The organism is Pseudomonas sp. 14P_5.3_Bac1, from assembly GCF_025466135.1.
Lineage (GTDB): Bacteria > Pseudomonadota > Gammaproteobacteria > Pseudomonadales > Pseudomonadaceae > Aquipseudomonas.
In genome coordinates, this window is sequence record NZ_JANLOF010000070.1 from 1 (window position 1) to 14,483 (window position 14,483).

The 14,483-nt window shown below is 61.7% G+C and carries 11 protein-coding genes; all 11 read right to left on the reverse strand.

The genetic code is table 11. The annotated features are described in order from the left end of the window. Positions 1-90: 90 nt before the first annotated feature. The 11 genes from NTD89_RS18410 to NTD89_RS29560 all read right to left on the reverse strand — a co-directional run bounded on the left by NTD89_RS18410 (position 91) and on the right by NTD89_RS29560 (position 13,314). Positions 91-2,862 (reverse strand): hybrid sensor histidine kinase/response regulator, encoded by a 2,772-nt coding sequence (locus NTD89_RS18410; RefSeq protein WP_145160286.1) that lies wholly within the window; start codon positions 2,860-2,862, stop codon positions 91-93. 116 nt (positions 2,863-2,978) lie between these two features. Next, positions 2,979-4,271, reverse strand: coding sequence for a phosphoribosylamine--glycine ligase (gene purD, locus NTD89_RS18415; protein WP_262208934.1), 1,293 nt, complete (start codon positions 4,269-4,271; stop codon positions 2,979-2,981). 225 nt (positions 4,272-4,496) lie between these two features. Then, positions 4,497-6,104 (reverse strand): bifunctional phosphoribosylaminoimidazolecarboxamide formyltransferase/IMP cyclohydrolase, encoded by a 1,608-nt coding sequence (gene purH / locus NTD89_RS18420; RefSeq protein WP_262208935.1) that lies wholly within the window; start codon positions 6,102-6,104, stop codon positions 4,497-4,499. A gap of 81 nt (positions 6,105-6,185) precedes the next feature. Beyond that, complete coding sequence (gene fis, locus NTD89_RS18425) at positions 6,186-6,506, reverse strand: DNA-binding transcriptional regulator Fis (protein ID WP_002555375.1); 321 nt, start codon at positions 6,504-6,506, stop codon at positions 6,186-6,188. After that, positions 6,503-7,516 carry a tRNA dihydrouridine synthase DusB gene (dusB, locus tag NTD89_RS18430; RefSeq protein WP_119737806.1) on the reverse strand — a complete coding sequence of 338 codons (1,014 nt, stop codon included), beginning with the start codon at positions 7,514-7,516 and terminating at the stop codon, positions 6,503-6,505. Before dusB ends, fis begins: the two co-directional genes overlap by 4 nt. Before the next feature lie 185 nt (positions 7,517-7,701). Further along, positions 7,702-8,961, reverse strand: coding sequence for a DUF3426 domain-containing protein (locus NTD89_RS18435; protein WP_145160293.1), 1,260 nt, complete (start codon positions 8,959-8,961; stop codon positions 7,702-7,704). Between the two features lie 30 nt (positions 8,962-8,991). Next, entirely contained in the window at positions 8,992-9,870 is an 879-nt protein-coding gene (gene prmA, locus NTD89_RS18440; RefSeq protein WP_145160295.1) for a 50S ribosomal protein L11 methyltransferase, read from the reverse strand. Between the two features lie 277 nt (positions 9,871-10,147). Beyond that, positions 10,148-11,509 carry an acetyl-CoA carboxylase biotin carboxylase subunit gene (gene accC, locus NTD89_RS18445; protein WP_145160297.1) on the reverse strand — a complete coding sequence of 454 codons (1,362 nt, stop codon included), beginning with the start codon at positions 11,507-11,509 and terminating at the stop codon, positions 10,148-10,150. Positions 11,510-11,526: 17 nt separating this feature from the next. Beyond that, a complete protein-coding gene (gene accB / locus NTD89_RS18450) occupies positions 11,527-11,988 on the reverse strand; it encodes an acetyl-CoA carboxylase biotin carboxyl carrier protein (RefSeq protein WP_017738537.1) in 462 nt (153 codons plus the stop codon). Positions 11,989-12,012: 24 nt separating this feature from the next. Further along, on the reverse strand, positions 12,013-12,468 hold the full coding sequence (gene aroQ, locus NTD89_RS18455) for a type II 3-dehydroquinate dehydratase (RefSeq protein ID WP_016972516.1): 456 nt from the start codon (positions 12,466-12,468) through the stop codon (positions 12,013-12,015). A gap of 297 nt (positions 12,469-12,765) precedes the next feature. Then, entirely contained in the window at positions 12,766-13,314 is a 549-nt protein-coding gene (locus NTD89_RS29560) for a methyl-accepting chemotaxis protein (protein WP_370004716.1), read from the reverse strand. Between the last annotated feature and the right edge of the window lie 1,169 nt (positions 13,315-14,483).

Consider the following 14,483-nt stretch of genomic DNA (forward strand, 5'->3'; position numbering starts at 1 on the left):
AGAGAGTGGGTTTTTTTATGACAAAAAGTGTGTGATTGACACACCGCCATCGCCGGCAAGCCAGCTCCCACAGGAGACTGCATTTCACGGTCAGGAAGGCGCGTGTTCCGGTCGTTGCTGACGCTGCGCCACCCAGAACTCCACCAGCTCGCGCAACTGCGACAACTCCACCGGTTTGGCCATATGCCCATCCATCCCGGCCTGGCGCGCGCGCTCTTTATGTTCCGAAAGGATATGCGCGGTCAGTGCGACCACCGGCGTTCGAATGCGTTGGTGGCTGACTTCCCACGCGCGCAATTGCTGGGTGGCGGAAAAACCATCGAGGATCGGCATTTCACAGTCCATCAGCACCAGGTCGTAACGCTGAGCCTTCATCGCCTCGAGGGCTTCTTCGCCATTGCTGGCGGTATCCGGGTTGAGGTTGAGCTTGCCGAGCATGCCGCGGATCACTTTGGTGGAGATGCTGTTGTCTTCGGCCACCAGGATGCGGAAGTCGGCCGGCACGGTCACCGCTGCCGGCGCGCTGATGGCCGCGCGCGGCTGCACCACGCCTTTGCTGCGCTGAGTCAGTTCATCGGCCAGCGTGGTCTTGAGCGTGTAGCCGGCGACCGGCTTGGCGAGGATGCGCTTGATCCCGCAGTTGCGCGCGATGATCTTGCTCGGCGCGTTGCTGATACCGGTGAGCATGATCAACAGGATGTCGTGGTTCAGGCTCGGGTCTTCCTTGATCTTGGCGGCCAGTTGCATACCGGTCATGCCGGGCATGTTCTGGTCCAGCAGGACCACGTCGAAGTAGTCGCGCAGGTGCGCCTTGGTGCGCAGCAACGCCAGGGCTTCTTTGCCGGACGGCACGGCGCTGACGTTCAAGCCCCAGGCCGTGCATTGCTGCACCAGCACTTTGCGGCAGGTGTCGTTGTCGTCGACCACCAGCACCCGTGCGCCTTTGAGCGGGCCGTCGAGGTCGGAGGTCGGGTGTTCCAGGCGTTCCGGGTCCAGCGGCAGGGTCAACCACAAGGTGCTGCCCTGATGGCTGCCGCTCTTGATGCCGAACTCGCCATTCATCAACAGGATCAGTTGTCGCGCGATCACCAGGCCCAGGTGGCCGCTCAAGCGCGTGGCCGAGAGGAAGTTCTTGCTGTGCAGTTCGCTGTGCAGCAACGCGTCGCGCTCGGCGGCTTCCATCGGCAGGCCGCTGTCTTGCACGGCAATGCGCAGGCGCGGCTTGGTGCTGCGTTCGTCGAGTGCAACGACGATCAGCACTTCACCTTCGTCGGTCTTTTGCAGGGCATTTTCCAGCAGGCTCAACAACGCCTGGCGCAGACGCGTCGGGTCACCGCTGATCACGCGTGGCACCTGAGGCTGGATAAAGCTGATCAGTTCGACGTTCTGTTGCTCGGCCTTGGCGCGGAAGATACTCAGGCAGTCTTCGATCAATGCGTTGAGATCGAACTGCACGTCGTCCAGCTCGATCTGCCCGGACTCCAGCTTGGAGATGTCGAGAATCTCGTTGATCAACGTCAGCAGTTCGTTCCCGGCGCTGTGGATGGTCTGCACGTAGTCACGCTGCTTGACCGACAGCGGCGTGCCCAGCAGCAGCTCGGTCATGCCCAGCACGCCGTTCATGGGGGTGCGGATTTCGTGGCTGATCTTCGCCAGAAACTCGGCTTTGGCGGCGATCTCGGCATTGCTGGCCGCCAGGTCGCGGCTGAGGCTGAAGCGCGCTTCGACAATTGCGCGCTGGCGTTCGCCCAGGGCCAGGCTCATCAGCAGGCCGCTGAGGCAGATAAAACCGAGCAGCGTGACGATCAAGCCTTGCGGTGCCACCAGCGTCAGGCCGAGCAGGGCTGGCAGGATTATCAGTGTGCCGATGTTGAACACCACCATGCCCGCCACGAACAAACGTGCCGGCCGGTAGCCTTTCTGCCAGTGGTAGGCCGAGACAAACAGCATGCTCAGACCGGCCAGGGCCACCAGGGCGTAAGTGATGATGTTCAGCGGCAAGGTGTTGACGAACAACAGCAGCAGGCCGCACAGCACGATCAGCAGGATGTCGGCCATCAACAGTTTGTTCAGCAGGTGCGGGCCCAGCGGCATGAAGAACCGATAGGCGAACATCAGCCCGCACGGCGCGGTCAGCAGCAGGGCGAGGTAGGCGCCCGGGGTCTGGACAGCGTGCCAGTTCGGCAGCCACGGCCCCACCAGGTTGAGCAACAGTGCCAGGCTCAACATCAAGAGCAACTCGCAGGCCGCCAGCCACAGGCTGCTGCGCGAGCGGTGGTAGGCGAAGCGTGTGAGGTTGTGCAGGATCAGCATCAGCAGGCAGCCGAACAACAGGCCGTAGATCAGCGTCTGGTTCTGGTCGGCGGCAGCCAGTACGGCCGGTTCCAGGGTGATATAGGGGCGCAGTTCGTGTTCCGACACCAGGCGCAGGTACACCTCAAGGGGTTTCTGGCTCTGGGGCATCGGCAGCATGAAATCGCTGCTGGGCAGCGGGCGTTCTGCCTGCGGCTGGCGGGTGCCGGTACTTTGTTGTTCCACCAGGGTGTCGCCGTCCAGTACATAGAGGCTCAGGTGGGACAGGTCGGGAGCAAATACCCGCAGCACTTGCTCGTGCTTGCCAGGTTGCAGCTTGAAACGTACCCACAACGCACCGTCCGGCTCGGCGGCGGTAATCCGGTCCAGTTCGATGGGGCTAAATTGATTGGTGTAACGGGCGGAGCGGATATCGCTCAGTTGCAGGTCGGCCTGTTCATCAAGCAATACTGCCCATCCACTGCCTTGCGCGGCGGCCTGGGCCGGGAACAAGCAGAGCAGGGTCAGCAGACTGACTGTGAAACCTATGGCGATCCTGAGCCAGCGCACGGCGAAATCCCTTCGTAGGTTGATTGCACGGGTTAACTATGCGCGGGGCGACGTGGGTACGGCAAGGGCCAAAGGCCCTTGCCTAACCGAACGGATAGCGACTGGAGGGCAGCTGCTTATTGGTTCTCGCCACGTTCACGGGCAATGGCGCGGTAGCCGATGTCCGTGCGGTAGAAGCAACCTTTCCAGTCGATTTTCGCGGCCAGCTTGTACGCCTGTTGCTGCGCGGCGTCGACACTGGCACCCATTGCGGTGGCGCACAATACACGGCCACCTGCGGTTACAACCTTGCCGTCCTTGAGCGCGGTGCCCGCATGGAACACCTTGCCTTCCAGCGTAGCAGCTGCGTCGAGGCCTTCAATCACGTCGCCCTTGGCGTAGTCGCCAGGGTAACCACCGGCCGCCAGCACAATGCCGACGCTCGGACGCGGGTCCCATTGCGCTTCAACCTTGTCCAGCGCCTGAGCCAGCGCAGCTTCCACCAGCAGCACCAGGCTCGACTGCAGACGCAGCATCACCGGTTGGGTTTCCGGATCACCAAAACGGCAGTTGAACTCGATGACTTTCGGGTTACCGGCTTTGTCGATCATCAGGCCGGCGTACAGGAAGCCGGTGTATACATTGCCTTCGTCGGCCATGCCGCGCACGGTCGGCCAGATCACCAGGTCCATCACGCGCTTGTGTACATCGGCGGTGACCACTGGGGCAGGGGAGTAAGCACCCATGCCGCCGGTGTTCGGGCCGCTATCGCCGTCGCCGACGCGTTTGTGGTCCTGGCTGGTGGCCATCGGCAGTACGTTCTTGCCGTCGACCATCACGATAAAGCTGGCTTCTTCGCCGTCGAGGAACTCCTCGATGACCACGCGCGAACCAGCGTCACCAAATGCGTTGCCGGCGAGCATGTCGCGCACTGCATCTTCGGCTTCTTGCAGGGTCATCGCCACGATCACGCCTTTACCGGCGGCCAGGCCGTCGGCCTTGATGACGATCGGTGCACCTTTTTCACGCAGGTAAGCCAGGGCCGGCTCGATCTCGGTGAAGTTCTGGTAGTCGGCAGTCGGAATCTTGTGGCGTGCCAAAAAGTCCTTGGTGAAGGCTTTCGAGCCTTCCAGTTGGGCTGCGCCGGCGGTCGGGCCGAAGCAGTCCAGGCCGCGGCTGCGGAACAGGTCGACGACGCCGGCCACCAATGGCACTTCCGGACCGACGATGGTCAGGGACACGTTCTTCTCGGCGAAATCAGCCAGCTGCTCAAGGGCCAACACGTCGATGGCGACGTTTTCGCACTTGGCTTCAATGGCGGTGCCGGCGTTGCCGGGTGCGACGAATACTTTCTGGACGCGCGGGTCCTGGGCAACTTTCCAAGCCAGGGCGTGTTCACGGCCACCGCTGCCAATGATCAAAACATTCATTTCAAAACCTCAAATTCTGTAGGCGCTGCACGAGCGCTTAAATGTGTAGCCGAGCTGATGTGGCGAGCGGGCTTGTCCCGCGTTGGGCTGCAAAGCGGCCCCAAAACCAAACACCGCAGATTGCCTGATGCACCGTGTTCTTCTTGATGGGGCTGCTGCGCAGCCCAACGCGGGACAAGCCCGCTCACCACAAAAGGCCCGCTCCCACATTTCGATCGAGTTGGATTAGTGGCGGAAGTGGCGCATGCCGGTGAAGACCATGGCGATGCCAGCTTCATCGGCGGCGGCGATCACTTCGGCGTCACGCATCGAGCCGCCCGGTTGAATCACCGCCGTCACGCCAGCCTTGGCCGCATTGTCCAGGCCGTCACGGAACGGGAAGAACGCGTCGGAAGCCATCACCGAACCGGCTACCTGCAAACCAGCGTGCTCAGCCTTGATCGCAGCGATACGCGCCGAGTTCACGCGGCTCATCTGGCCGGCGCCGACACCGATGGTCTGGCGGTTCTTGGCGTAGACAATGGCGTTGGATTTAACGTACTTGGCGACTTTCCAGGCAAAGATCAGGTCGTTGATTTCCTGCTCGGTCGGGGCGCGCTTGGTCACCACTTTGAGGTCGGCGCTGCCGATCATGCCGATGTCGCGGCTCTGTACCAGCAAGCCGCCGTTGACGCGTTTGTAGTCCCAGGCAGCAGCACGGTCAGCCGACCACTCGCCACAGGCCAGCAGGCGCACGTTGGCTTTGGCAGCGACGATGGCGCGGGCTTCTTCGCTCACGGACGGGGCGATGATCACTTCAACGAACTGACGCTCGACGATGGCTTTTGCGGTTTCAGCATCCAGCTCGCGGTTGAAGGCGATGATGCCGCCGAAGGCAGATTCGGTGTCGGTGGCGTAGGCCAGTTCGTACGCCTGGCGGATACCGCCTTCAGCGTCCGGGCTTACGGCGACGCCGCACGGGTTGGCGTGCTTGACGATCACGCAGGCCGGCTTGACGAAGCTCTTCACGCATTCCAGCGCGGCGTCGGTGTCGGCCACGTTGTTGTAGGACAGCTCTTTGCCTTGCAGTTGGGTCGCGGTGGCGATGCCGACTTCAGCAGGTTTGGCCTCAACGTAGAACGCCGCGCTCTGGTGCGGGTTCTCGCCGTAGCGCATTTCCTGGGCCTTGATGAACTGGCTGTTGAAGGTGCGCGGGAACTGGCTGCGGCCCTCTGTGCTCAGGGTCTCGGAGGCCTGGTTCACGGTGCCCATGTAGTTGGCGATCATGCCGTCGTAGGCGGCGGTGTGTTCGAACGCCTTGAGCATCAGGTCGAAACGCTGGGCGTACGTCAGGCCGCCGGCTTTGAGGCTTTCAAGCACGTTGGCGTAGTCGCTGGCGTTAACCACGATGGCCACGTCTTTGTGGTTCTTGGCTGCCGAGCGAACCATGGTCGGGCCGCCGATATCGATGTTTTCGATGGCGGTCGGCAGGTCGCAACCTGGCTTGTTGATGGTGGCTTCGAACGGATAAAGGTTAACGGCCACCAGGTCGATCGGCTTGATGCCGTGCTCGGTCATGATGGCGTCGTCGATACCGCGACGACCGAGGATCCCGCCGTGGATTTTCGGGTGCAGGGTCTTGACCCGACCGTCCATCATTTCTGCGAAACCGGTGTAGTCCGCGACTTCTACTGCGGCCACGCCGTTGTCCTGCAGCAGTTTGAAGGTCCCGCCCGTGGAGAGGATTTCCACACCCAGGGCTTCCAGCTCCCGGGCAAATTCGAGGATCCCGGTCTTGTCGGAAACACTGATCAAGGCGCGGCGGATCGGCAGGCGGGTAGTCTGGTCGGTCATTTCAATTTCCATCAAAAGCAAAGGAGTCAGCAAAAAAGGCGTCCGTTTTTACGCGGGCGCCTTTCTGGTTTGATTGAATGCTTACAGCAAATCGTACTGCTTGAGCTTTTTGCGCAAGGTGCCACGGTTGAGGCCCAGCAGCTCACTGGCTTTGGTCTGGTTGCCCTTGACGTAGTTCATCACGCTTTCGAGCAAGGGCGCCTCGACTTCGGAGAGCACCAGGTTGTACACGTCCGTGACGGAAGCGCCCTCTAGGTGGGCGAAATAATTGTGCAGCGCCTTCTCGACACTCCCGCGAAGGGTCTGGCCTTCTTCGCTCGGCGTGTTGAGGTGCTGTTTCAAATTGACGTTGTCGCTCACGGGTGTTGTTCCACTCACTAAAGTCTCGGTCATCATCGTCATGCGGCCACCCCCTCTCCGTCCCCTGTCCCCAGGCTCTTGTAACGCTCGCTGAAGAACTCACGAACGTTGGCGCACTGTGCTTCCGTATCATCCAAACGATTGAAGTGGGCGCGAAACTCCCTGGCGCCCGGCAAGGTTGCGAGATACCAGCCGACATGCTTGCGAGCAATGCGTACTCCCATCACGTCTCCATAGAAGGCGTGCAGGGCGGCCAGATGCTCTAGCAGAATACGTTCCACCTCGATCAGCTCCGGTGCCGGCATGACTTCGCCAGTACGCAGAAAGTGCTCGATCTCACGAAAAATCCATGGCCGCCCCTGGGCGGCCCGGCCAATCAACAAGCCATCGGCACCGGTTGCGTGCAGCACGCGCCGGGCTTTCTCGGCTGAGTCGATGTCGCCATTGGCAAAGACCGGGATCGACACCGCCTGCTTGATCGCGGCAATGGTGTCGTACTCGGCTTCACCGGTGTAAAGGTCGGCGCGGGTGCGGCCATGCACCGCCAGCGCTGTAATGCCTGCCTGTTCGGCGATCTTCGCCACCGTCAGGCCGTTCTTGTTGTCCCGGTCCCAGCCGGTACGAATCTTCAGGGTGACCGGCACATCCACTGCGGCGACAACGGCCTGCAGGATCTCGGCTACCAATTGCTCATCTTTCAACAGCGCGGAACCGGCGGCCTTGTTGCAGACCTTCTTGGCCGGGCAGCCCATGTTGATGTCGATGATTTGTGCGCCCAACTCCACGTTGGCCCGGGCCGCGTCCGCGAGCATCTGTGCATCGCCACCGGCGATCTGTACCGAGCGCGGCTCGGGATCACCTTCGTGGATCATGCGCATCCGCGATTTGCGGGTGTTCCACAAGCTCATGTCGCTGGTGACCATTTCAGAGACTACTAGACCCGCGCCCAAACGCTTGCACAGCTGACGAAAGGGCTGGTCGGTGACGCCCGCCATCGGGGCGAGGATCAAGCCGTTTTGCAATGTGTATGGGCCGATGCGTACCGCCGACATAGGACTTCCCTGTTGTGGGGCCGGATCATTAGAGTTCGAAAAAGGGTTGGCATGATACCCGCTCTCGATGACTGGATAAAGGCTGAATTGGATAAAATCTGAACAGTTATTTCTTTATCGCGGTCGGTTTGGTTGCGCAGCGCCCAGTCAATTATCTGCCGTCAAACCTCGGCGTGCGCGGCGCCTCACTCGGGCGAGTGGAAACTCAGGCTGTAATTCACGGCTTTATTGCCTGGGTCGAGGATATCCAGGGAAATATGGATGGGTGTCTGCGAAGGCATTTCGCTCACCCCGGCCAGCTCACCACTGAGGTATTCAGCCGGTTTGAAGCGACGACTGGCAATCAAGCCGCCGTTCAAATCGGCAAAGCGCAGCTCCAGCAGCGGGAAGGGCTGTGAGAACGTCGCGCGGTTATAGATGATTGCGTCCACCACCAGCGCCCCGGCGAACTCGGGATTGCTGCGCACCACCAGGTTGCTGCTCTTGATGTGGGCAATATCGACCCGTGATGGCACGGTGCAACCGAGGGTTGGACACAGTTGCTGGAACCACGGGCGATAGGCGTCCTGGCGAGCCAGGTCGTCGAATTGATAGGCGATGTACTGGCCCGCCAGACCCGCGGCGGCCAGCAGCACCAGGAGTATCCAGATGAGGCGACGGCCCCAGCTCGTCGGACGTTTCTGCGCATACAGGTGCAGCGGGTCGTCTTCCAGGTCCTGGAGTACATCGTCGTGAACGCTGGTTTCCGTGCGCGCACGCTTGCGCCGCGGTTGCGGGCGGTCTTCGGGTTCCGGCGCATCCGCCGCCGCCGTCAGAGGTGTGAACGGCGGGTCGAGGTCGTCATCGTCGTCGTCAGGTGGAGAACGCAGCGGGGGCTCATCGTCGATATCGTCGATGTTGAACGACATCGATGGCTCGGTGCGCTGCTTGGTCGCAGGCGTCCTGGCCGGTTCAGGCGCGTCTTCGCTTGGTTGGGTGCGCTCTTCTGGCGGCTCGCTGAACAGGCTGGCGGCCCATTTTTCTTCTTCGGCCTTGACGGTGTCGCGGCTGGCGCTGAGGGCATCTTCCTTTTGCCGGCGCTCGCTGCTCGCCTGGCGACGCTCCGCGCCGGGCGGTTGCGTGTGTTGAATCTCGCGGCGTTCAAGCTTGGCCAGTTCTTCGTCCAGGTCCAGGTTGTCCAGGTCCAGCTCTTCGGCGGTCCACTGTTTCTGGCTGATGGCCCGCGGTGCCTGGGGCACTGGCTCAACGGCGTGTTCGGCGACGCCTGGCTGCTCGGGTTCCGGCGCCGAGGTGCTGGCGCGCTGCTCCAGCAATTGGCGCGCGGCATTGAACACTTGCAGGCACGAGCCGCAGCGAACCACGCCACGGGCCACACTCAATTGAGCGTGGCTGACGCGAAAGCGCGCTTGGCAATGCGGGCACTGGGTGACGAAACTGTCGGTCATGCGGCCATCCGATTCAGGCAAGCGCTCATTCTAGCGCCGACGACCGCTGATGCGTACCCAGCCATCACGGTTGGCGATCGGATCCAGATCGAAATCCGCGGCGTAGGCCGCAGCCACGTCTTCACCTTGTTCGGCAAGAATGCCCGACAGCGCCAGGCGCCCCCCTGGCTTGACCAGGCTCGACAGTTGCGGAGCCAGGGAAACCAAAGGGCCGGCGAGGATATTCGCCACCAGCACATCGGCCTGCACCTGGGGCAATTGCTCCGGCAGGTAGAGGGGGAATTTGCCCTCAGGAATGTTGTTGCGCCCGGCGTTATCGCGGGAGGCTTCCAGGGCTTGTACGTCGATGTCGGTGCCGACGGCTTCCTTGGCGCCCAGCAGCAGGGCGGCAATTGCCAGGATCCCCGAGCCGCAGCCGAAGTCCAGCACGTTGCAGTCGGTCAGGTCCTGGCCGTCCAGCCATTCCAGGCACAGGGCGGTGGTCGGGTGGGTGCCGGTGCCGAACGCCAGGCCCGGGTCGAGCAGCAGGTTGACGGCATCTGGCTCAGGTGCGGCATGCCAGCTCGGTACGATCCACAGACGCTGGCCAAAGCGCATCGGCTGGAAGTTGTCCATCCAGCTGCGTTCCCAGTCCTGGTCTTCGATCACTTCGCTGTGGTGCTCAGGCAGCGGGCTGCCGGTGAGCAACTCCATATGGGCCAGCACGGCGGCGGCATCGGTGCCGTCTTCGAACAGGGCCAGCAAGTGGGTGTGCGACCACAGCGGCGTGGTGTTGAGTTCGGGTTCGAAGATCGGTTGGTCTTCGGCGTCCATGAACGTCACCGAGACGGCGCCGACTTCAAGAAAAGCGTCTTCGTAGGTTTCGGCTTGTTCTGGGCTGATGGCGAGACGGACTTGCAGCCAAGGCATGGCGGGCACCTTTGAAAAAAATGAGTGTGCGACGGCGGGGTCGCGAAAGCGCGCAAGTTTACGCGAGCGAACAGCAGAAGACGACTGTGCTGAATGAACACGGACCGAATGTGGGAGGGGGCTTGCCCCCGATTGCGGCGTGTCAGTCTCAGTATCTGTAACTGATCCACCGCTATCGGGAGCAAGCCCCCTCCCACATTTGAACGATGGACATCTTCAGAATAGAGGGCTCAGAAACAACAAAGCCGCCCGAAGGCGGCTTTGTTGGGTGGAGCACTTACTGGTTGGCCAGTTTGTGTTCCAGGTAGTGAATGTTCACACCACCTTCGCAGAAGCCTTCATCACGCACCAGGTCCCGATGCAGCGGGATGTTGGTCTTGATGCCGTCTACCACGATTTCGTCCAGGGCGTTACGCATGCGGGCCATGGCCTCGTCGCGAGTGGCGCCCCAGGTGATCAGCTTGCCGATCAGCGAGTCGTAGTTGGACGGAACCTTGTAGCCGCTGTACAGGTGCGAATCGACGCGAACGCCGTTGCCGCCCGGAGCATGGAAATGCTTGACCAGGCCTGGACTTGGGATAAAGGTTTTCGGGTCTTCGGCGTTGATCCGGCACTCCAGGGAATGGCCGTGGATCTTCACGTCGTCCTGGGTAAACGACAGCGTGTTGCCAGCGGCGATGCTCAGCATCTCCTTGACGATGTCGATACCGGTGACCATCTCCGACACCGGGTGCTCTACCTGCACACGAGTGTTCATCTCGATGAAGTAGAAGCGGCCGTTCTCGTAGAGGAACTCGAACGTACCGGCGCCACGGTAGTTGATGTCGATGCACGCCTTGACGCAACGAGCCAGTACTTCCTGGCGCGCGGTTTCATCCAGGCCGGGTGCCGGCGCTTCTTCCAGTACCTTCTGGTGGCGGCGCTGCAGCGAGCAATCGCGGTCGCCCAGGTGGATGGCGTGACCCTGGCCGTCAGACAGTACCTGCACTTCCACGTGACGTGGGTTGGTCAGGTACTTCTCCAGGTAGACCATCGGGTTGCCGAACCAGGCAGCCGCTTCGGAGCGGGTCTGCTTGGCGGCTTCGATCAGGTCTTCTTCCTTGTGCACCACGCGCATGCCGCGACCACCACCGCCACCGGCGGCCTTGATGATCACCGGGTAACCGACTTCGCGACCAATGCGCAGCGCGGTTGCCTCGTCTTCAGGCAGTGGGCCATCGGAGCCTGGAACGGTTGGCACGCCGGCAGCGATCATGGCGTCCTTGGCCGATACCTTGTCGCCCATCAGGCGAATGGTTTCGGCTTTCGGGCCGATGAAGGCAAACCCGGATTTTTCCACTTGTTCGGCGAAGTCGGCGTTTTCCGCAAGGAAGCCGTAGCCTGGGTGGATGCCATCAGCGCCGGTCACTTCAGCGGCCGCGATGATGTTGGAGACTTTCAGGTACGAGTTGGTCGCCAGTGGCGGGCCGATGCAGATGCTCTCGTCCGCCAGTTTCACGTGCATCAATTCGGTATCGGCCGTCGAGTAAACAGCGACGGTCTTGATGCCCTCTTCCTTACAGGCGCGCAGGATACGCAGCGCGATCTCGCCGCGGTTGGCGATCAGGACTTTTTGCAGTTTCTTCGCAGGTTTCAACATCGAAGGCGCTCCGCGGTTCAAACGATGGTGAACAGCGGCTGGTCGTACTCAACCGGCTGACCGTTTTCTACCAGGATGGATTCGATGACGCCGGCTTTTTCAGCGGTGATGTGGTTCATCATCTTCATCGCTTCAACGATGCAGATGGTGTCGCCCACTTTCACGGTTGCGCCGACTTCAACGAAGGCTGGCGAGGTCGGTGCCGGGGTGCGGTAGAACGTACCGACCATTGGCGACTTGACCACGAAGCCGTTCAGTACAGGCGCGGCAGGTGCAGCTGGAGCAGCGGCAGCAGGTGCGGCGGCTGGCGCAGCAGCGGCCGGAGCCGGTGCTTGCATCTGAGGTGCGTAGAACTGTTGAGCCGGGGTCTTGCTGTGACGGCTGATCCGTACGGACTCTTCGCCTTCCTTGATTTCCAGCTCGTCGATACCGGATTCTTCCAGCAGTTCGATCAGTTTCTTAACTTTACGGATATCCATGAATCATCAACTCCCAAGGGTCGGTCAGGGGCGCTTGGCCGGTTGTTCAATGTGTTCCAGGGCGGCCTCCAGGGCCAGTCGGTAACCGCTGGCGCCAAGGCCGCAGATCACGCCTACCGCTACGTCGGAGAAGTAGGAGTGATGGCGGAAAGCTTCGCGTTTGTGCACGTTGGACAAATGCACTTCGATGAATGGGATGCTCACCGCCAGCAGCGCGTCACGTAATGCAACACTCGTGTGCGTAAAAGCGGCGGGATTGATCAGGATAAAGTCCACGCCTTCGCCGCGCGCGGCATGGATGCGATCAATCAATTCGTACTCGGCATTGCTTTGCAGGTAGAGCAAATGGTGGCCGGCCTCACGCGCCCGTCGTTCAAGATCGAGGTTGATCTGATCGAGGGTGACTGCCCCGTAGACGCCCGGTTCGCGGGTGCCGAGCAGGTTCAGGTTGGGTCCGTGAAGAACCAGTAAGGTCGCCATCGGCTGTTCCTTGTTATTGATGTGGGTACGTCAGAACCCGGCGACTATGCCGCAAAGCCTTTGTGACTGTCCAGTTCTATGCAGTAGGCAGCACGATTAGCGATGATTGCGCAAAATTTGTGACTGGGGTGCAGTATCCAGTCATTGGCAACACTGTCTTGAATACTGTGGATGTCAAATGTGGGAGGGGGCTTGCCCCCGATGCGCTGCATCAGGCAACACATGCAGTGAGTGACACACTGTCATCGGGGGCAAGCCCCCTCCCACTTTTTGCTCTCCATATGGCAGGAGATGGGCTCAAACCCGGAACGCCTGAACCGCCGTATTGAGCTGCCCACCCAGCACCAGCAGGTGTTCGCCCTGGCGGCGGCCCTGGCCGATGCGCAGCAGATTATCCTCACCCAACTGGTGAATCCGCTCGCTGTTGTCGCGAATCTCACTGACGGCGCCACTCTGCTGCGCGGTCACATCGGCGATGCGCACCGACGTGTCGGAAATGGTCTGGATTGCCCCGACGATTTCATCCAGCGCGCCATCCGCTGCCTGGGCTTGCTGGGCGGTGGCCTCGGCGTGTTCGACCTGAGTGCGCATGCCTTGCACCGACTGGTGGGCGGCGGTTTGCAGGCCGGCGATCAGGCTCTGGATTTCGGCCGTGGCGCCGGCGGTGCGTTGCGCCAGCGAGCGCACCTCATCGGCAACCACGGCAAACCCGCGTCCGGCCTCACCGGCCCGTGCAGCCTCGATGGCGGCATTGAGCGCGAGCAAGTTGGTCTGGTCGGCAATCGCGCGAATCACCGTCAGCACGCCGCCGATGGTGGCGGATTCTTCGGCGAGTTTTTCGATCATCTGCGCGTTTTGCTGAACCTCGCCCACCAGGGCGTGCAGCCCGGTCAGGCTCAGGCCGATCACCCGCTGGCCCTGTTCCACGGCCTGGCCCGCACTGCGGCTGGCGCCGGCCGCCTGGCTGGCATCACCGGCGACTTGCTGGATGGTCGCCTCCAGTTCACCCAGCGAATCACGGATCTGCGCCGTATCGCCAGCCTGACGCTCGGCGCCGTCGTGCAGCCCGCTGCTCAGTTCGGCGAGGGCGCGGCTGCTGCCGGCGACTTCTTCGGCATTGCCGCGAATGGTGCCCACCAAGTCCACCAGGTAAGCGCGCAAGCGGTTAAGCGAGGCCTCGATGTCGTGCAGTTCGCGGTTGGTCTTGCCCAAGGCAATCGACTGGCTGAAGTCGCCTTCGGCCCAGGTGGACAAGGCCGGTGCGAGGTTGGTCAGTACCCTTGCCAGCCGTCGTTGCAGCGTGTCGATCAGCAGTGCGATGAGCAAAATCAGCCCGATCATCACACCTTGCATCAGGCGCACTTCGCCCTGGATTCTGGCGTGTTGCGCGCGAACAACAGGTTCCAGGCCGGCGATGGCTTGCTGCACGGCAGCAATTTTCAGATGCGTGCTGTCGGCCAGTGCAGTGCGCAGCTGGATCTGATCGCGAGTGCGTTTGAGCTCGGCAGGGTAGCGGGTCAGCAGGCTGTTGAGTTCACGTTTGAGGTCCACGCCGGTGTCTTGCGCTTCGGCTTTTTCGGTGCTTTCCAGGCCCAGCATGGCGGAGAAATCATCCGCGCTGGACGCGGCGCTGGCCTTTACGCCCAGCAGCGGTAACTGCGCCAACAGGTCGGCCTGCGTGCGGATGCTGGCAACTTCGCGCTCCACCTCATCGGCCAGCTCTGCGCGCCCGCTGCTCACCAGCTTGTCGCGGGCCAGAGACAGTTTGCCCAGGTGCTGGGACGCGGCCAGCAGCGGCGGCAAGTAGCGTGCAGCGTCGGGTGAAGTGACGCCCGTGGCGTACTGGCTCAATTGTTCCAGGTTCGCGCCCAGCTCACGTTCGGCTTGCAGCAGCAGGGCTTGCGGGTCGCCGGCCAGTTTGCCGGCAGCCAGCAGGTCGGTTTTGCTGAACGTGTCCAGCTCGACCAGGCTGGGGCGCAGGTTCTGCGCCAGGTCCGCTGGCAGTTCGTCGAGGT